At 46.3% G+C, this 25,024-nt stretch carries 21 protein-coding genes; 13 read left to right on the top strand and 8 right to left on the bottom strand.

The genetic code is table 11. The features are described from left to right. Nucleotide 1: 1 nt before the first annotated feature. The 3 genes from MSWH1_RS18015 to MSWH1_RS06530 form a co-directional block, all read right to left on the bottom strand. Nucleotides 2-1,204, bottom strand: a complete 1,203-nt coding sequence (locus MSWH1_RS18015; RefSeq protein ID WP_082088049.1) for a restriction endonuclease subunit S — start codon at nt 1,202-1,204, stop codon at nt 2-4. After that, nucleotides 1,201-2,739, bottom strand: coding sequence for a class I SAM-dependent DNA methyltransferase (locus MSWH1_RS06535; RefSeq protein ID WP_048127135.1), 1,539 nt, complete (start codon nt 2,737-2,739; stop codon nt 1,201-1,203). Before MSWH1_RS06535 ends, MSWH1_RS18015 begins: the two co-directional genes overlap by 4 nt. Nucleotides 2,740-3,295: 556 nt before the next feature. Then, nucleotides 3,296-4,384 carry a radical SAM protein gene (locus tag MSWH1_RS06530; RefSeq protein ID WP_048127134.1) on the bottom strand — a complete coding sequence of 363 codons (1,089 nt, stop codon included), beginning with the start codon at nt 4,382-4,384 and terminating at the stop codon, nt 3,296-3,298. A gap of 221 nt (nt 4,385-4,605) precedes the next feature. Here MSWH1_RS06530 and MSWH1_RS18010 point away from each other — a divergent pair, with 221 nt between their 5' ends. Beyond that, nucleotides 4,606-4,719, top strand: coding sequence for an SMR family transporter (locus MSWH1_RS18010; protein ID WP_082088048.1), 114 nt, complete (start codon nt 4,606-4,608; stop codon nt 4,717-4,719). A 15-nt stretch (nt 4,720-4,734) separates the two neighbouring features. On the opposite strand, the gene MSWH1_RS06525 is transcribed toward MSWH1_RS18010, so the two are convergent. Further along, nucleotides 4,735-5,034, bottom strand: a complete 300-nt coding sequence (locus tag MSWH1_RS06525) for a hypothetical protein (RefSeq protein ID WP_052722636.1) — start codon at nt 5,032-5,034, stop codon at nt 4,735-4,737. A gap of 1,128 nt (nt 5,035-6,162) precedes the next feature. On the opposite strand from MSWH1_RS06525, the gene MSWH1_RS06515 reads away from it, so the two are divergent. Together MSWH1_RS06515 and MSWH1_RS06510 are read left to right on the top strand one after the other, a co-directional pair. Beyond that, nucleotides 6,163-6,354, top strand: coding sequence for a hypothetical protein (locus MSWH1_RS06515; protein WP_048127132.1), 192 nt, complete (start codon nt 6,163-6,165; stop codon nt 6,352-6,354). A 363-nt stretch (nt 6,355-6,717) separates the two neighbouring features. Continuing rightward, nucleotides 6,718-6,912: a hypothetical protein gene (locus MSWH1_RS06510; protein WP_048127131.1), complete on the top strand. Its 195-nt coding sequence runs from the start codon at nt 6,718-6,720 to the stop codon at nt 6,910-6,912. Nucleotides 6,913-7,160: 248 nt separating this feature from the next. Here MSWH1_RS06510 and MSWH1_RS06505 read toward each other — a convergent pair whose 3' ends face one another. Beyond that, nucleotides 7,161-9,041: a DUF790 family protein gene (locus tag MSWH1_RS06505; protein ID WP_231591909.1), complete on the bottom strand. Its 1,881-nt coding sequence runs from the start codon at nt 9,039-9,041 to the stop codon at nt 7,161-7,163. Beyond that, nucleotides 9,034-10,503 carry a DEAD/DEAH box helicase gene (locus MSWH1_RS06500; protein ID WP_048127124.1) on the bottom strand — a complete coding sequence of 490 codons (1,470 nt, stop codon included), beginning with the start codon at nt 10,501-10,503 and terminating at the stop codon, nt 9,034-9,036. Before MSWH1_RS06500 ends, MSWH1_RS06505 begins: the two co-directional genes overlap by 8 nt. 660 nt (nt 10,504-11,163) lie before the next feature. Here MSWH1_RS06500 and MSWH1_RS06490 point away from each other — a divergent pair. The 7 genes from MSWH1_RS06490 to MSWH1_RS06460 all read left to right on the top strand — a co-directional run bounded on the left by MSWH1_RS06490 (nt 11,164) and on the right by MSWH1_RS06460 (nt 20,142). Further along, on the top strand, nt 11,164-11,676 hold the full coding sequence (locus tag MSWH1_RS06490; RefSeq protein ID WP_197074036.1) for a DUF1269 domain-containing protein: 513 nt from the start codon (nt 11,164-11,166) through the stop codon (nt 11,674-11,676). A gap of 193 nt (nt 11,677-11,869) precedes the next feature. Continuing rightward, nucleotides 11,870-14,221, top strand: a complete 2,352-nt coding sequence (locus MSWH1_RS06485) for an arylsulfatase (protein ID WP_048127120.1) — start codon at nt 11,870-11,872, stop codon at nt 14,219-14,221. Nucleotides 14,222-14,261: 40 nt separating this feature from the next. Further along, nucleotides 14,262-14,444 (top strand): hypothetical protein, encoded by a 183-nt coding sequence (locus MSWH1_RS06480; protein ID WP_048127119.1) that lies wholly within the window; start codon nt 14,262-14,264, stop codon nt 14,442-14,444. Between the two features lie 708 nt (nt 14,445-15,152). Continuing rightward, nucleotides 15,153-16,244 carry a mechanosensitive ion channel family protein gene (locus MSWH1_RS06475; RefSeq protein ID WP_048127118.1) on the top strand — a complete coding sequence of 364 codons (1,092 nt, stop codon included), beginning with the start codon at nt 15,153-15,155 and terminating at the stop codon, nt 16,242-16,244. A gap of 718 nt (nt 16,245-16,962) precedes the next feature. Continuing rightward, nucleotides 16,963-17,451 carry a DUF1269 domain-containing protein gene (locus tag MSWH1_RS06470; protein WP_048127112.1) on the top strand — a complete coding sequence of 163 codons (489 nt, stop codon included), beginning with the start codon at nt 16,963-16,965 and terminating at the stop codon, nt 17,449-17,451. A gap of 26 nt (nt 17,452-17,477) precedes the next feature. Continuing rightward, complete coding sequence (locus tag MSWH1_RS06465; protein ID WP_048127105.1) at nt 17,478-17,777, top strand: hypothetical protein; 300 nt, start codon at nt 17,478-17,480, stop codon at nt 17,775-17,777. 4 nt (nt 17,778-17,781) lie between these two features. Next, nucleotides 17,782-20,142 (top strand): arylsulfatase, encoded by a 2,361-nt coding sequence (locus tag MSWH1_RS06460; RefSeq protein ID WP_048127104.1) that lies wholly within the window; start codon nt 17,782-17,784, stop codon nt 20,140-20,142. A gap of 71 nt (nt 20,143-20,213) precedes the next feature. On the opposite strand, the gene MSWH1_RS06455 is transcribed toward MSWH1_RS06460, so the two are convergent. Beyond that, complete coding sequence (locus MSWH1_RS06455; protein WP_048127102.1) at nt 20,214-20,474, bottom strand: hypothetical protein; 261 nt, start codon at nt 20,472-20,474, stop codon at nt 20,214-20,216. Nucleotides 20,475-20,595: 121 nt separating this feature from the next. Between MSWH1_RS06455 and MSWH1_RS06450 the strand changes: the two genes are divergently transcribed. Both MSWH1_RS06450 and MSWH1_RS06445 read left to right on the top strand, forming a co-directional pair. Beyond that, complete coding sequence (locus MSWH1_RS06450) at nt 20,596-21,939, top strand: anaerobic sulfatase maturase (protein ID WP_048127100.1); 1,344 nt, start codon at nt 20,596-20,598, stop codon at nt 21,937-21,939. Nucleotides 21,940-22,144: 205 nt separating this feature from the next. Then, nucleotides 22,145-23,635 carry an arylsulfatase gene (locus MSWH1_RS06445; protein WP_048127098.1) on the top strand — a complete coding sequence of 497 codons (1,491 nt, stop codon included), beginning with the start codon at nt 22,145-22,147 and terminating at the stop codon, nt 23,633-23,635. A 242-nt stretch (nt 23,636-23,877) separates the two neighbouring features. Here the strand turns inward: MSWH1_RS06445 and MSWH1_RS20485 are convergent, their stop codons facing one another. Continuing rightward, on the bottom strand, nt 23,878-24,006 hold the full coding sequence (locus MSWH1_RS20485; protein ID WP_255350489.1) for a hypothetical protein: 129 nt from the start codon (nt 24,004-24,006) through the stop codon (nt 23,878-23,880). A 37-nt stretch (nt 24,007-24,043) separates the two neighbouring features. Between MSWH1_RS20485 and MSWH1_RS06440 the strand changes: the two genes are divergently transcribed. Continuing rightward, nucleotides 24,044-24,967, top strand: coding sequence for an HAD family phosphatase (locus tag MSWH1_RS06440; protein ID WP_082088047.1), 924 nt, complete (start codon nt 24,044-24,046; stop codon nt 24,965-24,967). Nucleotides 24,968-25,024: the final 57 nt, after the last annotated feature.

Genomic DNA, 25,024 nt, shown 5'->3' with positions numbered 1-25,024 from the left:
CTTACAGTTCACCCCTGAAAGCGCGGTACTGGAGAGAGGCAAAGAGAGCATCCAGATCTGCCAGTGAGGCTTTGTGAATGATTTTCAATTTTTCCACAGCGACGACGCGGCAGGCGAATTCTTGCTGGAGGTTAAGAGGTGGGAGAGGAACCTCTAAACCTCTTAAACGACCCATACTGATGCGGAGGCGCGTTTGTCCAAGCATCAAATCCTGTGCCATCTTCTCTGTAGCGGGTTGATTGAGTAGAGAGCAAATGTAAGGAGCATTAACAATTCGTTCATCAGGTCGGAATTGGATACAGTCAGCTTTATTTATCGCAACGTTCAACCAATCAGGCTGGATACAGGCACGTAGATTAGGACTACCTAGTGTACCCACAAGAACATCCCCTGGCAAACATTCGTGTTTCTTAAGTTCGGCAAAATGTTCCTCAGAGATGTACGCCTTATCGTCATCCAAGAACTCTCCAACACCGATGTTTTGAAGTCGAACAACACGAATTCCATTTTCCGTGTAGTGTGAACTCTTAATGTTGGAGCCAAATGGCCCGTCAGAAAATTTAGATGCTAACTCCCCAACCGGTTTCAGAGACCACCCCTTCGGATTGATAGCAGAGTCTCCAAACATCTCAATAAAAATTGACTGAACGAGTTCATCGAGCTGGGCGAGGGCTGCTCGACGTTTGGCTCGGAGAGCCTCCGCACGGTCAAGAATATCTACAACTCTTTGCTGTTCTGGCAAGGAAGGTAGAGGAAGAATTACCTTTGCAGCAAACTCACGCGAAATTCCTCCTACAGTAGCTCCACGAAAGTCTCGTAGGATAGCTTTTTTGCCTTCTGCTGAACGTAAAAAATGACATATATAGGCAGGTACAGCTTTCTCTGGATTAACACGGACACTAAAGACATGTTCATTTACTGCAGCCTCTTTGAATGGAAAATCAGGATGAACAAAGCTTGTTTTACCCGTGGTTGCACCGTCCTTGACGATAAGAATATCGAGTGGACAAACATGGCCGCTCTTCATCTTCTTGAAAAAAGAAGTAGGAATGCGTTTGATGTTGGAAAAATCAAAGTTTCCATCGTCAGTAAGATGTTCGCCTCCTATGCTTGGAATTTCACCTGAATCAGCAGATACTCCGCCCTTTGGGCGAGCACCACTTTCTAATGAAAGAATTACAGTTTCAAGGAGAACATTATTCATTCCAGCATCCCTTCCAGTTCCTTCATCCCCTGCTGAATCTCGGCTTCCAGCTTTGCGAGGCTTTCGAGTATCTCTTTCGGGGCTCTGTATTCCACTTCTTCATGCACGACTTCCTTGTAGCGGTTGAGGGAAAGGTCGTAACCCTGAGCGGCGATGTCGGCTTTTGGCACGCAGAAGCTCTGTTCGGTTCGGGGGCGTTTAAGTTCGCTGTTATTGCGTTCCTGCCAGCGGGCCAGGACATCAGGCAGGTTGTTTTTGGCGTGCTCTTCCTCGGTAAGCTCGGTCGAAGGCACAGGACCAAGTTTTTCCTCGTCCAGGAGCGGGCTGCGCTTGTCGTCAAGGCTCCAGCCGTCGGCCTGCATGTCATAGAACCAGACGTTGTCAGTGCCTCCTGAATTTGTTTTGGTGAAAAGGAGGATCGCGGTTGAAACGCCTGCATAGGGCTTGAAAACGCCGCCTGGAAGGGAAACAATGGCATCAAGCTTCTGTTCCTCAACAAGCATGCGACGAAGTTTCTTATGGGCTTTGCTGGAGCCGAAGAGAACGCCGTCCGGAACGATTACAGCAGCCCGGCCGCCTGGCTTCAACAGGCGCATAAAAAGGGCTACGAAGAGCAGCTCGGTTTTCTTGGTCTTGACGATCTGCAACAGGTCTTTTGCAGTATTTTCGTAGTCCAGCGAGCCGGCAAACGGAGGATTAGCCAGCACCAGAGTATAGGCTTCTTCGTCACTGGAGTTTTCCTGAGCCAGGGAGTCGCGGTAGCGGATATCGGGGTTTTCCACGCCGTGCAGGAGCATGTTCATGCTGCCTATGCGGAGCATGACGTTATCAAAATCAAAACCGTGGAACATCCCGTGATGGAAGTGCTGTCTCAGCCTCTCATCGTGCAGGATGTTCGGATGGTACTCTCGCAGGTATTCGCCTGCAGCTACGAGAAATCCTGCAGTACCGCATGCTGGGTCGCATATAATGTCTGTTGGCTGTGGGGAAGTTAGTTCCACCATCAGGCGGATAATGTGGCGCGGAGTACGGAACTGGCCGTTCTGGCCGGCGCTGGCGATCTTGCCAAGCATATATTCGTAAAGGTCGCCCTTGGTATCGCGGTTCTCCATGGGCACGCTGTCCAGAAGGTCAACTGCTTTGGACAGCATCGAAGGCGTGGGAATGGTGAAACGGGCACCTTCCATGTGCTTTGCGTAGGTGGAATCATCGCCTCCCAGGGTGCGTAGAAAGGGAAATACGTGCTCATCCACAACTGTGAACATCTCGGCAGGGGCAAAATGTTTGAAGTGAGACCAGCGCAGATCCTCGTAGGGGCGGCCTTTAGGGTCGTTGCCCTCGGGGAAAACACGGCGTTCCATAGGGCGCTTGAGCCGTGCGGATTTGTTCTCTTCCAGTGTGTGCAGGTCATCCAATCGCCTTAAAAACAACAGGTAGGTAATTTGCTCGATAACTTCGAGAGGGTTAGAGATTCCTCCAGACCAGAAAACGTTCCAGATGCCATCGATTTTGTTTTTCAGTTCACCATTAATCATTTTTATTCCCCTATAATCCCAGTTTGCAGTCTCGTATACTGCTCATCAATTACGGTTCGATTAACGTTATTTTCATTCATTTTTTAGCCCGACATCTGTTCTCAATTAGTATCAATAATAAGGGTTTCGATTAGCTTCGATTGTTCTTCTTTAAGGATTTTCTGTTCAGGTATATCCGCGAATCTTTTTAACTCTTGCTCTTTTTCACAATTTTTTCAAATTGAAGGATACATTCCACTACCATAAATCATCTTTTTCTTTTCAGTTTCCTTTCTGAGGTGAAATATCGAAAATGGCAATAACAGCTTTTTAAAATTTAAGCTGCATCCGGGAGATTATCTTCTGAGACCTGAAGCTTAACGGCTCGGTCTTTCTGGCTCGGTCTCTATACTCCTTTTCTTTTTCATTTTGGGAAGGCCGGCTGCTTCGCACCCGGTTGAAGCCCCGGTTTCTATAAAGTAAAAAACAAAACGATTGCCGGAAAATCAGCAGATGGAATCAAAAAAGAGATCTTGGTCTATTCTCAAAGTGAAACTGTTTTCGTTTACCTTCACAGTTAGATCAGCACGTCCTCTATCCCCGCCCCTCTCACAATATCTATCGCATCCGTCTGCTCTTCCAGGGTCAGGTGCCTGTCGAGGTCAGGGTGTTCCATCGCCCGGTAGCAGGGCCTGTACTGGAACATAAGGTTGAACCTGATCTGCGGGGTGTGTTCTGCAACCCATTCGGCAATCGGCCTTGTGCAGCACTCAAGGTGGCCGGGGAGGACGAGGTGACGGAGGAGGATTTCGGCGGTCTCGTAAGCAAATTCAAAATTGTGCTGGACGACTTCCAGGTAGTTTTCCACTTTGGAGTACTTGAGGGCACATTCATTATTTCCGTACTTGAAATCCCCGAGGTAGACGTCAACAACGCCTTCCAGGATTTCGGCGATTTCTTTTGAATGGTACATGTTTGAATTCCAGACCACAGGGGTATTTGCCGACATTTCCCGCACGATTTTCAGAACGGTGTGCGGGTGTGGAGTAGGAGTTACGAAATTTACGTTCTTTGCTCCGTGGAGCCTTCTGATATCGACAAGCTTTGCAAGTTTCCGGGGGTCGACTTCAGTCCCGCATTCCGGGCAGATGGAAATGTCCCAGTTCTGGCAGTAGACGCAGGCAAAGACACAGCCCGTAAAAAAGATCGTGTGGGAAGGGATGAGTTCGGGCTCTTCTCCCATGTGCAGGAACTCCGAGGCATAGAGTGAGACATCGGTCAGCTTGCAGAAACCTTCCTCGCCTTCTTTTCGGTTGATCCCGCATCGGCGCTCACAGCAGTGGCAGTTTTCAAGCATCCTGTCCACAATTGCAACCTTGAGGTCAAGGAGGGAGGGGTTGGCTTTTGGAATATCCAGAAAGCTTTCAGTAAACAGTTTCAGCTTGTCCGAGACGTCAGGATATACAAGAACTCTAATGGCTTCGGTTTCGAGGTCTTCCCGGAGTTTTCGGTACTCTTTGATGCTCTCAGAATGGATTTTCCGGAGTTCTTCAAGCTCCATTCCTGGTTTAAACCCTGCAGGAATTCTCTCGGTTATCTTAAAAAAGGCTGGCATCTCGTTTCTCTGCACATCAAGGTAGCGTTTCAGATACTTCGGGGCTGCCATATTGAAATATTCTCCTGCAAGAGTTAAAGGCTTATTGTTTGTTTCTTCCGATTATTATCTCTGATTCAAATATTCGAGATTTTACCTTTGAGAAATTTAACAGGCTCTTCCATGGATTCTTTCAGGCAAGCTTATAAGAAGAAAGAGGCTTTAGAATATTTTTCAATTGATATTTTCACTGTAGCCCCATAAAAGTTCCATAAGCAGATTGTAGAACAAAAATGGAATGGATCTTTCTTTTCATCGCTGGTCTTTTTGAGACAGTCTGGGCAATCGGGCTGAAATATACGGAAGGTTTCTCAGGGATAGCGGGGCTCAAGCTGAATTCTCCATGAAACCATATAAAGTTCTCAAATCCATTCTCTTTTTCTTTCTCTTTTTTCGTCTCCTTTTTCTTTTTCTTTCTCCTTTTTTCGTCTCCTTTTTCTTTTTCTTTCTCTTTTTTCGTCTCCTTTCTCTTTCTCTTTCTCCTTTTTTCGTCTTCTTTTTCTTTCTCTTTCCCCTTTTTTCGTCTCCTTTCTCTTTCTCTTTCTCTTTCTCCTTTTTTCGTCTCCTTTTTCTTTCTCTTTCCCCTTTTTTCGTCTCCTTTTTCTTCGGGATTTTTGCAATTTCCTTATAAAATCGCTTTTTTCTGCAGTACGGATAGCCAACAATTAATAGCTGGCAGAACAATGCTAATAAAGAGATTAAACAATAAAGGGATTAAACCTGGGGGTTTAAATCACACATTCTGGTTATCTTTGACGGTGCCCGCGGGAAGTTAAAGGGGGAAGTTTTTCTGGCTACCGTTGACAGCACAACAATCAGTCTATGAGATATTGCTTTTCTTTTTTTCGTGGTTTTCTTTCTCTACACCGTTATTTACCCACAGTCACAGCTTAAAAGAGTCTTGATGAAGCGCATGGCAGGGCTGAAAGCTATGAAAAAAGACACTACATGCCTCTTTGGGAAAGAATTATGAAATGTGATTGTGGAAATGTTATTTTAAGAAAGATAGAGATAGAAACAGTGCTATCAACATCATGAAGCGATTCTTATCACAAAATACTTTGTGGATAGGCTATCAGAAATATTCTGATAATCTTCGACAAACAGGATTACAGATGGATACTTGCATTATGCAAATATCCAGGTGACATAATCACTCGAAGGAAGCTCCATCCTCGCTTTCATTAAAAAGCAGGGTGGGGTAGTTCACGATAACCATTTTCCATTTTTTATTCATATTTTGTATTCATATTTTGTATTCATATTTTGTATTCATATTTTGTATTCATATTTTTTTAAAATAGTTATCCTTTTTACTAATCTATATTTTTTATTACATTATAAAAATCAAAAAAATACTACTATATAAACATATGCCACAAATTCTCTTTAAATAATGGCTTTTGATTACTTTTTTAGACAGATTAATTATTTATACAATTATATCGGTTATACTATTGACAAAATATAATACCATTGGAAAAATGGAACAAGGGTTATTATGGGGTAATATGACATTTAGAATCGAAAGAAAACTTCAATTGATAGTACAGCTTTCGAAGCAAGTACTGGATACGGTGGGATGGGAAGAAGAGGACACATGTAACGGGTCAAAAAAATTCATACCTGTTCATGATTGGAATAAATATTTGAACATTCTCGCAAATTTATAAAAAATAAGGTCTAAATTAAAACAAAAATAGCTATGGAATTGTGTTGAAAAATAATGTTGAGATTAAGACAACGTTGAAATAAGTCTAAAAAAATATATTTTTGGGGAGTGGTGCTAAATGATTCTTTCGAACCTGACTGAGGCTGAAAAAACAATATTAAAGGATGAAACCATTTCTGATTTCAAACATTCTTTAGAAGTAGTCATTAAAAATTTACTTGCAGAATATGAGAAGGACCTTGAATCTAACCTTAATGTTTCGAAAGTTGAGATAAACTTTGTAGTAAAAATGGATGGAATTGAAGTATAAAGTTATTTAATTGTAGATATGGAAGGTTTATGACCTTCCTGATTTTATTAATATGTACCTTAATAGGCACCTATTTTATGGCTCAAATGTGTATTCTTTGGATATAATAGGGATTTTTCAGGTATACCTCTTATTTTTCAGGTATACCTCTTATTTTTCAGGTTCACAGTGTATTTTAAAGAAAAATCTTTTTGCAGGCAAAGCGAATTTTCAGAATAGCTATATAAGTTATTGAATGCATAATACTGTATGCTATTGTGTAATATACACAATCTCAAAAACATTGGTCAGACTGGTATAATTGTCAAATTGTAAAAATAACGCAAGCAAAACCAGACAACCACATCAGAGGGTGGAATACCAATGAAAACTATGAAAAAGTTTGTAGGTGAATCTGTGATGGCAGCCATCGCAGTTTATTGCCTGCTGTTAATAATGTTTCCTGTGGGTTGGGTAGTTCTGCTCGGGCTCACGATTACAGATCCGGGCATATACAAAAGATATTACAAAAGATATGTAGAATCGAAAACTCTTGGGACAGACTCTAAGTATTTGTAACGAAATAACTTCGGCAAAGAATAATTAATTTGAAGCTAAATCAGTCATTTTGATATTGAAAGTTATTTAATTATTCCTAAATTTTGCCTGTGTTATTTCACTGCATATTTTAAGTCTGAACTTCCGAGCGATGGAAACAAGAAACCAATATCCTCCTATAAAATTTCTACCAGAACGCTTTGCCTGAAAAATCGACCAAAAACGAATATTTGCTGGGCATAGAAGTATTTTTTTGGCAAAAATATATTTTAGGCAAAGCGCATTTTTTTAACCTTTGCGTTCTCTTCACTGAGCCCGGTCCAGCTAACCTTATACCCAAGGTGTTCGAGTACAGGGTAATAGAGGCTGCTGTCAAGCCCAAAGCCTTCAAACACCTTTACTGCATCTGCATATGTCTCTGCAATTCCTGGTTTTTCAAGTTCAAGGTCGATCCTCTCAAGGAACTGCCTGTGGAGCACATAATTCTCAAGGAGCACATAGTTTCTGTAGTTCTCGAATTCTCCGAATTCTTCAGATTCTTCAGATTCTCCGGATTCTTCGGTTTCCCCTGATTTTGTAAGCCTGCCTGCAATTTCTTTTTTTAAAGCATCAAGCACTACTTCCTTCTCAGTTGCGATTTCTTCAAGGCTGATCAGTTCCCCGGAAAGAGGAAGCTCCGTTTCCTGTAGTTTTGACAGGTCTTTTTCAAGCCTTCTTCTCTCATATTTTCTAAGCACCTGCGTTACTTCATTTGCCGGAATCTTCCTGTCAAAGAAAATCACGTCCTGTGCAGGAAAGTCTTTTTCTGAGCACTTGAGTTTCCTGTTAATCAGGAGAATAACGGGTTCCTTTACTTCCTTCAGTTTCTCGGTCTTCTTTTTAAGATATTCAGGTGTCCAGAAACCGACAACCTCGACATACACTTTCATCCCGTCTCTCTGAAGGGAAAAATCCGGAACAAATGCGTACCTGCCTGCTTTCAGAATCGTTGGTTCCCTTTTTGCTTTCCAACCCCCTAAACTTAAGCTGGCAAACTGCTGTTCATAAGTGCTGTCATAGGCTTCACTTTCAGTATCTGTTTCTGCTTCCTGAGTTCTAGCTTCCTGGGTTCCAGCTTCCTGAGTTCCAGCTTCCTGGGTTCCAGCCTCCTGAGTTCCAGCCCCCTGAGTTCCAGCCTCCTGAAATCCGGCTTTTTCTCCCTTAAGCCTGTTCTCATTCTCGATTCCTGTTCCGTATCCTTCCTGTCCTTCCGCAAACTGCAAGTCATGAGAAACTCTTTCTGGTACTCTTTCAGGATATCCGACTGCTTCCGGCATGAGCCTGAAAGCCTCTTCCGAGCTGTCAAGGGCAAAATCAAGGATGCGTTTCCCCTGGTAACTTTTATAGAGAATTCCTGCCTTCAGGCTCCAGCCCTTTGATTTCAGAAGGGTAGGGAAAAGTTTTGCAAAAGAGTTACCATATCGTTCCGACATCCTGAAAAGGGATGCAGGCCCATCAAGGTGGAGGTGAACGCTTTTCAACCTTTCAGTTTCTTCTTTTTCGCCTGATTTCTCTTCAGTGTCTTCCAGGGAATACATAAGCCCGGATCTGAGAATCTTCCAGAGGATTTTCTGAAAATCGCCTGCTATCCAGATATCCAGGTCAACAGCGCGGAAAAGGAGGGTCTGGGTCAGGGAGATATTATATTGCCTGAGGAGTTCTGCAGGAGAAAGAGGATTGAATTCTTTAAGGATCTGGTTTTCCTCAAGGTCAGCCCAGAGAGATTTTTCGAGTTCATGGACTGAAATGGAGAGATTTTTTGCCGCTTTTTGAAGCGCCTCTTTTCTTTCGGCAGGAGAAAGCGCCATTCCGGCACAGGCTTCAAAAACCGCTTCTCTGGCTTTAGAAGGGTCAACAGCTGAAGATGTTTCAACCACAGCCCGCCTGCCAAGGAGCTGGGAAAGCCCCCGGATAAAGCGGTAATTCATCTCTTCATATCCTTCAAGTTCTGCCAGGAGGTCGCCGTAGGTTTTTCCTACATGCTGCTCGAAGGTTTCAATAAGGAGCCCTGCAAGCTCAAGGTTTTCGGTATTAAAAGAAGCGTATGCGGGTTTGATTTTTCCGTGGGTGATGCGGGTTACAAGGAGATCGGATGTTAGCAGGTCATTCACCTCCCCTGGACTTTGACTGATCTTTTGATTGAATCTTTGACCGGCTCTTTGACTGGCTCTTTGACTGGCTCTTTGACTGGCTCTTTAACTGGCTTCCTGCATTGTCCAGGGCTTCTTTTCTCCTTTGTGCAGTTCCGGTCTCCGAGGTTTCCGAGGCTATGATTTCGTAGAGCACAGCTTTTTTTCCTTCTTTTTTCCTGAGGATCCTGCCAAGACGCTGGACATATGCCCGCTTGCTCCCGGTCCCACTTACGATGACCCCTACGTTTGCCTCGGGGACGTCGATTCCCTCATCGAGCACTTTTGAGGTGACCACAGCCCTGTAGCTGCCTATCCTGAACTTTTCGAGAATGGAGTTCCTTTCTTTTGAAGGGGTCCTGTAGGTGATAGCAGGGATAAAGAAGGTATTTGAAATCCGGTGCACAAGCCGGTTATGTTCCGTGAAGATAAACACCCTGTCCTCTCTGTGCTCCTCCAGGATCTCCCTCAGTTTTTCAATTTTTGAATCACTGTTGAAGGCAAGGTCTCTTGCTGCATTTCTTGCGAGGAGAGCTTTTCTGGCTTCAGGGTCTCTGCCGCTTTTCATGACCAATTTCCGGAAGTCCTGCGGTCCTCTCATTATCAACCCGGTTTTTTTGAGATAGTTAAGGAATACAGAATAATTCCGGTCGTATTCTCTCTGCTCCCCAGCAGTGAGCGTCACAGAAGTCCGTTTTATCGTATAAGGGGCAAGGTGCCCTCCTGCAAGTTCCGAGACCTTTTTCTCGTAGACTTTTCCCCCTGCAAGCCGGTTGAGTTCCGTATGCAGCCCGTCTTCCCTTTCGTATGTGGCAGTCAGCCCGAGCCTGCATGGGGCTGCGAAAAATTCGGCAATGCTCCTGTACCCTACTGCAGGTAGATGGTGAACTTCGTCAAAAATAAGGAGTCCGAACCTGTTACCCAGGATTTCGGCATGAATATAGGCAGAGTCATATGTGGAAACGGTTATGGGAAGGATTTTCTTCTCACCTCCCCCAAGCTTTCCGATTTCCATGGAAAAGGCTTCTTCAAGCTGCTTTTTCCATTGTTCAAGCAGGTCAAGGGTCGGGACAACTACAAGGGCAGGGGTATTGCATCCGGCAATTGCCCTGATTCCAACAAGGGTCTTTCCACTTCCTGTAGGCAGGACCAGAACTCCCCATTTATCATTCTCACCCCAGGAAACAAGAGCTTCAGCCTGATAGTCCCTCAACTCCAACTTCTTTCCCGATGCCTCATAAGCTGCTGCAAGATCAGGACAGGGAAGGAAGTCAAGGACGCTATCTTCAAAATCAATTCTGGACTCTCTCATGTAGTTGATAATTTCCCTGTAATACATTGCAGGAGCCCTGAAGCTTCCACTCCTTTCATCCCATATGGAGTTCGGGACCCTTACATTTCCCTTTATGAGAATAGTTCCCTGCTTGAAGCTGATTTTGATCATTGTTTACTAAGAGCCGGGACATGATATATAATAATTCAGTTGTCAGCAGGCTCAGGCTGGAGTTTATTGCATGAGTTAATTTTTTTATCTATTCCGCTCGATGAAGGAACTTTTCAGTTTTCACTCCCTGCACCGTATGAGACCTGGGCCGGTCTGTCATGTAAGAAAAAACAATCTTCAAGCCACCATCACAATTGAGAGAGACAATACACTTAAAAAATGTCCCCCAACCGAGAAAATACTTTTCTTAACCTTGAAAACTGGTATTTAAAGATTTCAGCAGACCCGATAAAATAAATCAACATGCATAGGATAATATGTATAAAAGAAGAATTATATAAAGCAGAAAATAGAACATCGAGCTTGGGGGAAGTGGTCTCGAAGGTTCCATGGGGGTTAACAACATCAAAATTTACGGTAGATACCTGGCAAGCGGTTTTCAGGAATAATAAAAGACACCTGACGAATCTCAAGCCTTCAGATAAAAAAAAGTATACTGTAGATATCCCTGTCAGAAGTCAGATTCTGTCAGAAGCTATACTACCTCGACCCCCGGCGCAAAACGGTAATGGAGATGATGGTTTCACTTCTACTGGTGAACTGACATCAAAACACAAGAACCAGCAAAATCTGTGACATACTGTGACATAAAAGGAGGTCATGATTATAGCAACTCTAACCGTTTTAAAATTTGACACTGCTAGCGGTGCAGAACATGCACTTGAAGTGATAGAGGATTTGAGCAAGAAGCAGCTGATCACCCTGCAGGACGCAGCAATCGTTTCCTGGCCTATGGGAAAAAAGAAGCCAAAAACGAAACAATTAGCCAGCATGACCGGGGTAGGTGCACTGAGCGGTGCATTCTGGGGCATGCTGTTCGGCCTTATTTTCCTGGTTCCGATTTTCGGGATGATAGTCGGAGCAGCTGCGGGTGCGCTGTCAGGCTCTTTTGCCGACGTGGGGATAAATGACGATTTCATCAAGTCGATACGCAGTAAAGTGACCGAAGGTACTTCTGCACTCTTTTTGCTTACCAGCGGTGCCGTGCAGGATAAGGTAGCAGAAGCTGCTAGGGAACTGAAGTTTGAACTTATTGCTTCCAACCTTTCCAAAGAAGAAGAAGAAAAGATGCGTGAGATGTTCGCCGAAGAAGAAGCAGTTCCTGCACACTGAATTATTACTGGAAAACTGCCTTTCCAAAAATGAAAATATTCCCGGAAATTGAAATATTCCCGGAAATTGCTGGAAAAGCAGGAACCCCCATTTTTGAATAAAAAAATTGATGGAGAGGAGCGAAAAGTAAGTTCCTTTCCCCACTTTATTTTTGTGAATTTATCAGAAAATCCCAACACTGAGGGGAGGTTAAATGTCATTAAATGAATACAAACTAGGAACATCGTTCCCAGGAGTGATCGGGCGCACTTTTGACAAGTCTGAACCAGCCTGGCCAGAACCGGTGCGCGCCAAAGAAGGCGCTCCCAATATACTTTTCATTGTACTTGACGACACAGGATTTGGACAACTCGGGTGTTATGGCAGCCCTATACAAACACCTAACCTGGATAGCCTGGCTGCGGGAGGACTTGCTTACAACAACATGCATACAACTGCACTGTGTTCTCCTAGCCGCTCATGTATAATTACCGGCCGAAATCACCATTCGAACAATATGGCCTGCATCACTGAAGGCTCAACCGGTTATCCGGGTTATAGCGGTGATATACCTTTTGAGAACGGCTTTCTTTCAGAGATACTTCTGCAGCATGGTTACAGCACATATGCAATCGGCAAATGGCACCTGACACCTGCAGAACAGACATCATCAGCCGGACCGTATGACCGCTGGCCTCTGGGACGGGGCTTTGAGCGTTTCTATGGCTTTTTAGGAGGCGACACAAACCAGTATTACCCTGAGCTGATCTATGACAATCATTCAGTAGCTCCTCCAAAAACTCCCGAGGAAGGCTACACCTTGAATGAGGATATAGTAGACAGAGCCGTCCAGTTCATTGCCGACTCCAAGCAGATAGCACCCAACAAGCCCTTTTTCATGTACTTCTGCCCAGGAGCCATGCATGCACCTCATCATGTTCCTAAAGAATGGGTAGACAAATACAAAGGCAAATTCGATGACGGTTGGGACGTTTACCGGGAGAAAACATTAGCCCGACAGAAAGAACTGGGCATTTCCCCAAAAGACACCGAGCTATCTCGCCATGATCCGGATGTCAAGCCCTGGGACCAGTGCTCTCCAGAGGAGAAAAAAGTATATTCCCGTATGATGGAGGTCTTTGCCGGGTTCCTGGAGCATACCGACTACCACATTGGCAGGTTGTTACAGTTCCTCAAAGATATTGGTGAATTTGAAAACACGTTGATTATGGTGATTTCCGATAACGGAGCAAGCTCAGAAGGCGGGCCTACGGGATCGACTAACGAGATGAGGTTTTTCAATAATGTGTCTGAATCTGTGGAGGAAAATCTCGCAGCTCTGGATAAACTCGGGGGTCCTGAGACTTTCAACCATTATGCCTGGGGCTGGACCTTTGCTGGAAACACACCCTTCCGCCGCTGGAAACGTGAAACCTACCGTGGCGGTGTCAGCGACCCATTTATAGTCCACTGGCCCAAAGGAATAAAAGCCAGAGGCGAAATCAGAACTCAGTATGCCCACATTATCGATATGGTTCCTACGGTTCTGGACTGCCTTGGAATTGAACCTCCGACTGCTATCAAAGGTGTAACCCAATCACCTATTGAAGGCGTAAGCTTTGCACATACTCTGGACAATGCCAGTGCACCTACCAGGCACCGCACCCAGTATTTCGAGATGATGGGGCACCGCTCCCTGTATCACGAAGGCTGGCGTGCCGTATGTCCGTGGCCTGGTCCTTCGTTCACAGAATCAGGAAAATTCTTCGGGGCACCGATCACGGCAGATGTGTTGACCGAGCTGGATGCAAAAGGCTGGGAGCTTTATCACGTAGAGAAGGATTGGGCAGAGAACTATAATGTGGCTGCAGATAATCGATCCATACTGATAGCGATGATTTCCGCCTGGTATGCAGAAGCCGGAAAATATAATGTGCTACCCATAGATTCTCGAGGAGTCATGCGCTTTGCCGATGAAAGGCCGCAGATTACAGCCGATCGGACTAACTACGTTTATTATCCTGGAACTCAGCCGATTCCTGCAAACGCAGCAGTCAGGGTTCTCAACCGCCCGCATAGTATCATAGCTGACGTCGAAATCCCTGCAGGAGGTGCGGAAGGGGTCTTGCTCTCTCAAGGTGATATTGAGGCTGGCTATATATTCTATGTAAAAGACGGAAAGCTGCACTGGGTACACAACTACGTGACCAAGGCTTTCTATCATGTAGAGTCCGTTGAGAATGTTCCAGAAGGTCGACATCAACTCGGTTTCGAGTTCAAGGTGACAGGTAAGCCAGATCCTGCTAAAGGCAAAGGTGCACCGGGAATAGCTCAACTCTATATAGATGGAAAGCTGGTCGGCCAAATTGAGGTACCTGTGACGACTCCGCTTTCATGGGGGATAACCGGGTTAAGCTGCGGCGCAGCTCATGGAGCGCCAGTTGTGCCTGAATACCAGCCGCCTTTTGAGTTTACCGGCAAGTTATATCGCGTGGCCGTAGATGTAAGCGGGGAGCTGATCGAGGATAAGGAAGCTGAAGTGCGTATGGTCATGGCACGGCAGTAAAAGTATTGATTTGAGGAAGTATTGATTTGAGGAGTCCTGTATGAGTTCGATTTTACCAAATGATGAAGCATTGCGCGCCCTGGTATCTAATCCAGATGAGGGCAAAGTCGTTATGCTGAACCTGCTAAAATTCAAGGGTAAAGAAGGAACCAGGGCATACGATCACTACGTGGAAAACGTCTCAAAGATACTTGAAGCACGTAAAAGCACATGTGGACCGTGAACAGGGCCTGGAGCGTACCGTTTTGTATGCGACGTCGCCAATGGGAGGGGTGGAACGGTTCTCTGAGTAAAAAGTCGTCTGTGGCTAGATTTTTTAGCATTCTGGAGGGATTCGAAATAAAGAACGGTCTTGTTTAGGGTAAATACTCCCTTTCCGGGACGGCTTCTATAGACTCTTTCTGGTTGAATGCCAATGTGGAATAGTTGTGAGCCTATTTGGGGTGATAGAGAAAATTCAGAAGGCTTATTTGTATTTTCCTGCGGGATGAACAGGAATGCTTCCAATTTACAGATAGTTAGATGTATCGGATGGACAGGATATGGAAACCGGTGGTAATATTCAGAAATCGCGGGTATCGGACCGATCACCGGGCGGTTCAAGTGCAAAAGAATTCCCCATAGACCGAACGTCCTTCCGGTAATTTTTGTATTTGCTTTAATTATCATAATTCCCAGGATAATGGGTGCAGGAGCTGAAGGCAGAGAGAATAAAATGGTTATCTGAAAGGGCAGGAAAGTACTCTGGAGCAGGATAGATGAAAGAGCCGATAAATCCTGTTTATGTCTTCATACCGGTTTATCCAAAGTGACTGTTTTTTTGACCGTATAGTTTCGAATGATAGGCGAGTTTGGTCTATAAAGGGGAAGGTAAGAAGGGCATTCCTGATGATTTTGTGGAATCGACAGATCCAAAGCTCGGGGGATATAAGTGGTCTATATTGAACGGACGCTGTCAACAAGCATAGTTCTCTTGAGGCTGGTCATTATTCTGTTAGTTATGATCGGGACCATAATAATCAGCCGCTCAATTTTGAAGCGCTGGATCTGGCCGATAATCAAAAAAAAAGAAACAAAAACTGCAGATAAGATTTTCCTCCTTTTAGAAAGTATCCTGTTGAGCATCATCATTCTGCAGGGTACACAAGCCGCAGTAAGGCTGTTCAGTAAATATTTCAGTTTCTATGCAGAACTTATAGATAATTTCTTTTTCCTTCTCTACTGGGGTATAGGAACGTACATTGTTCTTAGCTTGATTTCCATCGTTTCAGATTGGTACCTATCCAGGGTGCCCCTGAAGGATAGGGAAGAAATAGACTATAGAGCAATTCGTTCCTTACAATATACTTCTCAACTGGTTTTCAGTTTTCTTGCCGTAATCATACTTCTTGATCGGTTTGGGATCACAACAGCTGTGTTTCATCAATCACTTACTGCTCTCGGTATCGGAGGCATTATAATTGGCCTTGCAGCCCAGAATACGCTTGCTGACATCATTACCGGAATTGCAATATCCATAGATCGCCCCTTCAGGGCCGGAGACCGTATACTAATAGAAAAGCTCGGTACCTGGGGGGACGTGATAGAGATAAGCTGGCGGTCAACTCGTATTCTTACCAGGGATAACCGTGAGGTGGCAATTCCCAATTCTGTAATCGGAAAGGAACTCATCACGAATTATTCCATACCCGACAGGATATTTCGTATTGAGACCTTTGTCACTGTATCCTACGGCCCTGATATCGAATATGTGCGAGATCTGATTCTTGAGTCTCTGGCGCACGAAGACTGGATCATGCATGATAAACCAATACAGGCACTCTTATTCGATTTTACAGAATTCGGGGTGAAGTTCAAAGTCAGATGCTGGATAGAAAACTTCGTAGAAACCAGAGTTTCGGAGGACCGGCTCAACACGGCAATTTACAAAGCCCTGACAAATGAAGGTATCGTGGTACCGTCTTTACATAATGTAATTCATTTTGCTGACCGGGAAAATGAGTCAATATTTCCCAGAGGATAAGGAGGGTTTCAAGAAAGATAATTCCGCTTCAATGAACTCTATAAACTCTATATAAGAAACCAGATAAAATTGGATAATATGTATAATATAATATATAACAAATAACAATATATTATTACAATTATCGGACTGTGAACTCCGGGGGTAGAGATCGCAGTTCAATAAGGAATAGGAAGGGCCAATAAATAAAAAATCATCAGGTACAAACCTGGAATATCATTTTTCAGTCACAAAAAAATTAGCTCCAGGCTACCTGCCGCAAAAAGTCTGTGGACCTGAAGCACACTAGATCTGAAACACACTAGATCTGAAGCACACTAGATCTGAAGCATACCGGATCTGAAGCATACCGGATCTGAAGCATACCGGATCTGAAGCATACCGGATCTGAAGCATACCGGATCTGAAGCATACCGGATCTGAAGCACGCTACTCCAGAATACTCCAGAATGGTCTGTTGAAAAATAGCTACAAAAATTTTTGGTAAACAAGGATCCATGCTGCTATTTTTGGTAAGCAAAAATCTGTGTTGCCAGCTGATGAGGCGACTTATTTTGGCTCCTTCCGCATTGTCACAGCTTTCCGGTTGAAAATTTCAAAATGCTAGTTACAGGAAAGTTCTGTCTTGACCGGCGAGCTGGTACGATAAACCGAGAATAAATCAACCGAGAATAAATCAACCAAAAAAAAATCAGAAAGTAGAAAAGGAGTTTGAGTAATGGCAACTTTGACAGTTCTGAAGTTTGAAACCGCTCAGGGTGCAGAAAATGTACTTGAAGTGATCGAGGGTTTAAGCAAGAAACAAATGATTAACCTGTACGATGCAGCCATAGTCACCTGGCCTGAGGGAAAAAAGAAGCCAAAAACAAAGCATTTGACTGATTTAACCGGTGCAGGTACGTTGAGCGGTGCTTTTTGGGGAATGCTATTTGGCCTGCTCTTCTTTGTTCCTATATTTGGCATGGTTGTTGGAGCCACGTTGGGCGCACTGACCGGTTCCATGACCCATATGGGTATTGATGAAGATTTCATAAAGTCGGTCCGCAGCAAAGTAACCGAAGGTACATCAGCCCTCTTTTTGATGACAAGTGGTGCCGTGGAGGATAGGGTAATCGAAGCCATGAAACAGTTCAAGTTTGAAATCATTGCTACCAACCTGTCCAAAGAAGAAGAAGACAAGCTTCGGGAAGCCTTTGGCGAAGAATAAAACTCCAGTGGATAAATCAAGAAACCGTGCAGAAGGTCTATGATAACCTTGATTTCCAGCGCGGGGTACAGGCCTATCTTAACAGTATCCAGATCGCATCGATGTATGGGATGCGTAAGGGGATTCTCGAGTTCGGTCCGACTAACACGACGGCGCTTCTGTTCGAAACCCTTATGGACTCAAAGGCATTGTGGCTGACACCGAATACGACATCAGTCTATATGGTTTCATGGCTTGGTATGACTGCAAAAATTTGCAGGATGCACGGAAAGGCGAACTTGCCTAAACACAAAATAGCAAGAAAATATGTAGACAGAAAAGAGTGATACAATGTCATTAAAAGAATACAAACCAGGAACATCGTTCCCTGGCGTGATTGGCCGGACAGTATCCGAATCCTCCTCATCCTGGCCCGAACCTACGCGCGCCAGAGCCGATGCTCCCAACGTTATCTTCTTTGTGTTGGACGACGTGGGCTACGGCCAGATGTCGGCCTTTGGCGGGCTGGTAAACACACCCAATATAGAACGACTGGCCAAAAACGGCCTGCGTTACACCAATATGCACACCACGGCACTGTGCTCACCCACGCGCTCGTGCATCCTGACCGGCAGAAACCATCACTCCAACGGCGTGGCCGCTATTATGGAGACAGCCACCGGTTTTCCAGGTTATGACGGGCGTATGCCCTTTGAAAACGGCATGCTGCCAGAAATGCTACTGGCACACGGTTACAATACCTTCTGCACCGGCAAGTGGCACCTTTCACCTGCCGAGGAAAGCACCCCTGCAGGCCCCTTCCACCGCTGGCCGCTGGGCCGGGGCTTTGAACGTTTTTACGGTTTCCTTGGCGGCGAGACCAACCAGTGGTTCCCTGATTTAACTTACGATAACCACTCGGTACCCCAGCCCGGGTCCCTGGAGGAAGGCTACCATCTGGATAAAGACCTGGCCGACCATGCCATCCAGTTTATTCTGGATGCCCACGTTAACGCGCCGGAAAAGCCCTTTTTTCTCTACCATGCCCCCGGCTGTGCCCACGCACCTCATCAGGTGAGCAAGGAGTGGAGCGATAAGTATAAAGGTAAATTTGATATGGGCTGGGATAAATACCGCGAGATCGTTTTCGCCCGCCAGAAAGAGCTTGGCATATTTCCTCCCGACGCAGAACTATCACCCCACGACCCCGACGTACCCGAATGGGACAGCCTGAGTGATGAGCAAAAGATGCTCTATTCCCGCTTTATGGAAGTCTTTGCCGGGTTCCTGGAGCATTGCGACTATCAATTAGGGCGTATCCTGAAGGCACTGGAAGATATCGGCGAACTGGACAACACCTTAATTATGCTCATTCCCGATAACGGAGCCAGCTCTGAGGGTGGGGTCAATGGTGCTTTCAATGAAATGAGCAGTTTTAATTACTATTATGAAAAACTAGAAGAGATCCTGCCAAGGATGGAGGAATTAGGCGGTCCCATGTCTTATAACCACTATCCATGGGGTTGGTCCTGGGCCGGCAATACTCCCTTCCGCCGCTGGAAAAAAGAGGTTTACAGGGGTGGAAGCACTGATAATTTAATTGTTTCCTGGCCCAGGGGAATCAAAGCCAGGGGGGAGAACCGCTTCCAGTATGCCCATGCCATAGATATGCTTCCTACTGTTCTGGACGCACTGGGTATTGAGCCGCCGGAGAGTATCCGGGGCGTGACCCAATCGCCCATCGAAGGGGTCAGTTTTGCCCACACCTTTGATGATGCCGAAGCGCCCACCAATCATTATACCCAGTACTTTGAAATGTTTGCCTGCCGGGCTATTGACCACGACGGTTGGCGAGCAGTGTGCGGTTTTCCTGGCCCTAGCTATACCGAGGGAGCCGAAAAGGGGCACAAATTCGGCGATGAAATCACGCCTGAAATTCTGGATGAACTGGATGCCAGCGGCTGGGAGTTATACCATATTGCAAAAGACCCTGCCGAATGTCATAACCTGGCCGACCGGTATCCGGCAAAACTGAAGGAAATGATTGCACGCTGGTATGTGGAAGCCGGCAAATACCAGGTCCTGCCGCTTGACGGCACCGTTATGCAACGGCTTGTCGCAGAAAGACCACGTCTCTCCAAAACTCAAAACCACTATACCTTCTACCCTAACCTGTCGGTGGTGCCAATTGGGAATACACCGATGCTGTTCAACCGGCCGCACAGCATCACTGCCGAGGTTGAAATTCCCACAGGCGGTGCAGAGGGAGTCCTGCTGGCACAGGGCGGAATCGCTGGAGGCTTTGTGTTTTACTTAAAGGGTGGGAAACTCCACTACATACACAACTACCTGGGGCTGGAAGAGCTGAAAGTTAGCTCCACAGTAGATGTTCCTGATGGAGCGGTCACACTACGCTACGAATTCGAACCTACCGGAAAGCCTGACCTACGTAACGGGCGTGGCGCTCCCGGACGCGGCCAGCTTTACATTGATGGTAAACTGGTCGGCAATACCGAGTTTCCGACAACTGTGCCAATTACGTTTGGCATAGAGGGATTGAGCTGTGGCTATGACTTCGGTGAAGTGGTATCCCACGAGTACCATGCCCCCTTTACCTTCACCGGTAAGATTCACCAGGTCACCGTAGACCTTTCCGGAGAATTAATAGAAGACGAAGAAGCCGAAGTGCAGATACTGATGGCCCGGCAATAACCTGTTGCACAACTGGAACTGAGGTCCTCACGGCTCCTGGGCTTCAGTTGGGATCTGGACAATATGCTTGATTACGACAACCTGGCGATCCATCCCTGATGTTCCGGTCCTATCCCAGGGGGAGGACCATTACGGACAAACAACTTCGAAGCAACTTTTCCAGAAATGCACCGTACTGGCTGCGCTGCACAGGTGTGGTTAGCTGGCTCTTCCTGGGCATCGTGCTTGCCGCCAGTACAGTCCTCAACATCATTGCAACAGTGAGAAGTATCACCGTCCTGCTGCTCTTTGCGGGTAGTGATAGGAATTGCCTTTCGGCCACTGGTAGACATGCTGTAAGGAGGATTTCAGATGACAGAAAATACTGGCACACTTTACGAAATACTGATCATAGACCGAACCATAGAGCTCAAATCCAAACCGGAGAATCCCGGAGTAGGGAGGAGCTTCTAAATGACGCAACACAATCTACCTCCCAGAATCCATGTGCTGGCCAAGCCTACCGGGGCAATCTGCAACCTGGCTTGCTCCTACTGCTTCTTTTTGGACAAGGAACTGCTTTATCCCGGCAGCAGATTTCGCATGTCAGACGAAGTGCTGGAGAACTACATCCGGCAGCTTATCGAAGCTCACCGGATCCCGCAGGTGACTGTTGCCTGGCAGGGGGGGGAACCTACCCTGATGGGAATCGACTTTTATCGGCGCGCCATCGAACTGCAGGAAAAGTACAAAAAACCGGGAATGACGTTTGAAAATACGATGCAGACCAACGGCACGCTTTTGGACGATGAATGGTGCCGGTTCTTTAAGGAAAACAACTTTCTCATCGGGATCAGCATCGATGGCCCCCGTGAACTGCACGACGCTTACCGGGTGGATAAAAAGGGGAATGGAAGCTTCGACCGGGTAATGGGGGGACTGCGCCTCCTGCAAAAACACGGCGTGGAATATAACGTCCTGACAACAGTAAACAGGGCCAATGCCGATCATCCGCTGGAAGTTTATCACTTCCTTCGGGATGAAGCAAAGACAGACTGGATTCAGTTTATTCCGGTTGTAGAGAGGATCAATGAGGGGGGTCATACCCTTTACCAGAAGGGAGACAAGGTCTCGGACCGTTCGGTGAAACCAGAACAGTTTGGAAGTTTCCTGAGCCGCATTTTCGACGAGTGGGTAAGAAATGATGTGGGGAGGGTATTCGTGCAGACCTTTGAGGCTTCTGCGCGCAGATGGCTGGGTCTGCCTTCTGGAATGTGTGTTTTTGAGGAAACATGCGGCATAGGGCTTGCTCTGGAGCATAATGGGGACCTCTACTCATGCGACCATTTTGTGGAGCCGGACTACCTTCTGGGCAATATCATGGAAAAAGAGATCGTAGAGCTTGCCACTTCGGAAAAACAGTACAGGTTCGGGCAGGACAAACGCGAAACTCTCCCGCAGGCATGCCGGGAATGTGAGGTACTCTTCGCCTGCCAGGGAGAATGCCCTAAAAACCGCTTCCTGACAACCAGAGACGGGGAACAGGGACTGAACTACCTCTGTGAAGGCTGGAAAGCTTTCTTCCGGCACATAGACTTTCCGATGCAGATCATGGCGGGCCTGATACGCAGGGGCTATCCGGCACCAGAGGTGATGCGGGTCCTGGCTCTGGAAGATGCTTTTGCAAGGGCCGGACGAAACGACCCCTGTCCCTGCGGCAGCGGGCTCAAGTTCAAACGCTGTCACGGTCTCAAGAAAAACGGACCTGAAAGGAAGGACCGGAAGCAGATAAAACACAGGGCTCAACTTAAGTCTTGACCTGTTGTGCGATTTTGAAAAAAGTAAAGTGGGGAGTAGAGAAGAAAAATCCATATTTTGTTTTATCCAGCATCTGAAAGCTGCTTGAAAGTGCTAATTCAAAATATCAACCAATAAAACAACCAATAAAACAACCAATAAAGCAAGCAATAAAACAACCAATAAAACAACCAATAAAGCAAGCAATAACCATAGGGGGTTAAGAATGGCAGAAAAGAAACCGAATATACTGGTCATCTGGGGAGATGACATTGGCCTTAGCAACCTCAGTTGCTACAGCGACGGCTTGATGGGCTACAGAACACCAAACATTGACCGGATCGCTAACGAAGGCATAAGGTTTACAGACTCTTATGGAGAGCAGAGCTGCACAGCCGGCAGGGCATCTTTTATCACGGGGCAGAGCGCCTTCCGAACCGGGATGAGCAAGGTAGGCATGCCTGGGGCTAAGGTGGGAATCAGGTCAGAGGATCCAACAATAGCCGAACTGCTGAAACCACTGGGTTATGCTACGGGCCAGTTTGGAAAGAACCATCTTGGCGACCGGGATGAACACCTGCCCACAAACCACGGTTTTGACGAGTTCTACGGCAACCTCTATCACCTTAATGCTGAGGAAGAACCGGAAAACCGCGACTATCCACCGAAAGAGGACTTTCCCAATTTCCGGAAAAACTATGGTCCAAGGGGTGTAATTCACAGCTACGCCGACGGCCGCATAGAGGACACAGGCCCGCTGACCAGGAAACGCATGGAGACCATAGATCTGGAGTTTCTCGAAGCGGCTACCGATTTTATCAAACATCAGCATGAGACCGGCAAGCCTTTCTTCGTCTGGTTCAACACCACCTGGATGCACTTCAGAGTCCATGTTCCTGACAGGATAAGAGGACAGTCGGGACGCTGGCAGTCGGAGTACCACGATGCTATGATCGAGCACGACCGGCATGTGGGATTGCTTCTGAATTTGCTGGACGAACTTGGAATTACAGAAAACACAATTGTCATCTACAGCACGGACAACGGCCCCCATATGAATACCTGGCCCGATGCAGCCATGACTCCGTTCCGCAACGAGAAAAACTCCTGCTGGGAAGGAGCTTTCCGTGTTCCTGAGTTAGTGCGCTGGCCTGGCGAGATCCCGGCAGGCACAATTTCTAACGAAATAGTAAGCCACCTTGACTGGCTGCCCACTTTGCTTGCAGCAGCCGGAGAGCCGGATATTAAGGAAAAGCTCAAAAACAGTCACAAGGCAGGAGACAAAACTTTCAAGGTGCAGCTTGATGGCTATAACCTTCTTCCCTACCTGACCGGAAAAGAGAAGAAATCCCCCCGGATTGGGTTCTTTTACTTCTCCGACGACGGAGACCTGGTAGCTCTAAGGTACGACAACTGGAAAATGGTCTTTATGGAGCAGCGCGCTATCGGTACATTACAGGTCTGGGCTGAACCTTTCGTCTCTCTACGCATACCAAAAATATTCAACCTGCGTACCGATCCTTATGAAAGGGCTGATCAGACCTCAAACACCTACTACGATTGGATGCTGGACCACGCCTTCCTGCTGGTGCCTGCCCAGGGTGTAGTGGGAGAATTTCTGGCAACGTTTAAAGAGTTTCCTCCGCGCCAGAAAGCAGCAAGTTTTACCGTCGATCAGGTGATGGATAAGCTTTTACAGGGAATCGGAAGCACTTGAAGCTGAAGTCCTCTGTCTGGAATATTCTACTCCTTCAAGGTGATGCTCAGTAATATGAGTAAACTGTTCTTATATGGAACATGAGTAAACTGTTCTTATATGGAACATGAGTAAACTGTTCTTATATGGAACCAAAAACAAATTTTCAGGATGAAATTCAAACTGGATAGTGCCTATCCGAATTCCTGGAAGGCCCCATCATTTGAGCCTTGTTCCGGTCTCTGCATAGACGGACTGGGTTATTAGTCAAGGGGAACGTTGCTGCTTTGCAGGTACTCGACCAGCGGCCCGGTGATGGGACGCAGGACCTGTGGATTGATGCAATTAGTTATTAGCGGAGCCTGTACAGGACTCTGGACAGTCAATCGCATCGCAGGCGTCCAGACGGTAAAGTCAGAGGAATTGACAATGTCCGAAATTCTTACGTTATGGAATGAAACATCAGCTAAGAAAACAATCATTGATTACGTAAACTCCATCACAAATCCTGAAAGCGCTAATTTTGTGCCAGAGACCGAGCGAATTGCCATCCTAGACAACGATGGAACCATGTGGGTTGAGAAGCCAGTCTATGTTCAGGTTTTCTTTATCATAGACCGGCTGAAACAGATGGCAGAGGCAGACCCTACGCTCCTGAGCCAGCCACACTTTAAGGCAGCGGCAATGGGTGACTTTACCTACTTTTCCAGGCTTGATCCCCATGCTGGCGGCGATGTTAAAAAGCTGATGAAGATCGTCTTTGATTCTCACGCCGGCATGTCTCAGGACGATTTCATGCTTATGGCAAAAGAGTTCCTTGATACTGCCAAACATCCCCGTTTTGGCATGCTGTACAGGGACCTGACATATAAGCCGATGGTTGAGCTTGTGCACTATCTTGGCGATAACGGCGTTAAGGTCTTCCTGGCGTCCGGCGGTGGCATGAGTTTTATACGTACGGTCTCGGAGGAGATCTATAAGATCCCCAGGGAGCGGGTTATCGGCAGCAACGTTGCATTTGAAACCCGGATGACTGATGAAGGGCCAGTGGTTTTCCGCAGGAGAGGTCTGGTCGATCCCATCGACGACGGAGCAGGCAAGCCGGTCAATATCGAGCTGCATATAGGCCGCAAGCCCATCCTGGCCGCCGGCAATTCGGATGGGGATCTGCATATGCTGTGGCTGGCACAGAAAAGTGGTTATCGCTCTCTATCGTTGCTGCTCCGCCATGATGATGCAGAGCGCGAGTACGCCTACAACGGGGGAAGCGAGAAGGCGCTGCAGATGGCAAAGGAACGTGGCTGGATCATGGTCAGCATGAAGGATGATTGGAAAGCCGTCTTCAAGGACTGAGTCGAAGGATGCCCTTCAAGAAGACATATAAGTAAAACCAAAGGGAAACAAATAATG

It is taken from the genome of Methanosarcina sp. WH1 (assembly GCF_000970005.1).
Classification (GTDB): Archaea; Halobacteriota; Methanosarcinia; order Methanosarcinales; family Methanosarcinaceae; genus Methanosarcina.
The sequence above is the reverse complement of the archived record's forward strand: the minus strand, read 5'-3'. Positions and strand labels throughout refer to the sequence as shown.

Bases quoted from the DNA above. Each gene is read 5' to 3' on its own strand.
- MSWH1_RS18015 (WP_082088049.1), bottom strand. From the start codon at position 1,204: ATGAATAATGTTCTCCTTGAAACTGTAATTCTTTCATTAGAAAGTGGT.
- MSWH1_RS06485 (WP_048127120.1), top strand. From the start codon at position 11,870: ATGTCATTAAATGAATACAAACTAGGAACATCGTTCCCAGGAGTGATC.
- MSWH1_RS06440 (WP_082088047.1), top strand. From the start codon at position 24,044: ATGTCCGAAATTCTTACGTTATGGAATGAAACATCAGCTAAGAAAACA.
- MSWH1_RS06535 (WP_048127135.1), bottom strand. From the start codon at position 2,739: ATGATTAATGGTGAACTGAAAAACAAAATCGATGGCATCTGGAACGTT.
- MSWH1_RS06515 (WP_048127132.1), top strand. From the start codon at position 6,163: ATGATTCTTTCGAACCTGACTGAGGCTGAAAAAACAATATTAAAGGAT.
- MSWH1_RS06480 (WP_048127119.1), top strand. From the start codon at position 14,262: ATGAGTTCGATTTTACCAAATGATGAAGCATTGCGCGCCCTGGTATCT.
- MSWH1_RS06455 (WP_048127102.1), bottom strand. From the start codon at position 20,474: ATGTCTACCAGTGGCCGAAAGGCAATTCCTATCACTACCCGCAAAGAG.
- MSWH1_RS06490 (WP_197074036.1), top strand. From the start codon at position 11,164: ATGATTATAGCAACTCTAACCGTTTTAAAATTTGACACTGCTAGCGGT.
- MSWH1_RS20485 (WP_255350489.1), bottom strand. From the start codon at position 24,006: ATGCGATTGACTGTCCAGAGTCCTGTACAGGCTCCGCTAATAACTAAT.
- MSWH1_RS06500 (WP_048127124.1), bottom strand. From the start codon at position 10,503: ATGATCAAAATCAGCTTCAAGCAGGGAACTATTCTCATAAAGGGAAAT.
- MSWH1_RS06510 (WP_048127131.1), top strand. From the start codon at position 6,718: ATGAAAACTATGAAAAAGTTTGTAGGTGAATCTGTGATGGCAGCCATC.
- MSWH1_RS06530 (WP_048127134.1), bottom strand. From the start codon at position 4,384: ATGGCAGCCCCGAAGTATCTGAAACGCTACCTTGATGTGCAGAGAAAC.
- MSWH1_RS06445 (WP_048127098.1), top strand. From the start codon at position 22,145: ATGGCAGAAAAGAAACCGAATATACTGGTCATCTGGGGAGATGACATT.
- MSWH1_RS18010 (WP_082088048.1), top strand. From the start codon at position 4,606: ATGGAATGGATCTTTCTTTTCATCGCTGGTCTTTTTGAGACAGTCTGG.
- MSWH1_RS06460 (WP_048127104.1), top strand. From the start codon at position 17,782: ATGTCATTAAAAGAATACAAACCAGGAACATCGTTCCCTGGCGTGATT.
- MSWH1_RS06470 (WP_048127112.1), top strand. From the start codon at position 16,963: ATGGCAACTTTGACAGTTCTGAAGTTTGAAACCGCTCAGGGTGCAGAA.
- MSWH1_RS06450 (WP_048127100.1), top strand. From the start codon at position 20,596: ATGACGCAACACAATCTACCTCCCAGAATCCATGTGCTGGCCAAGCCT.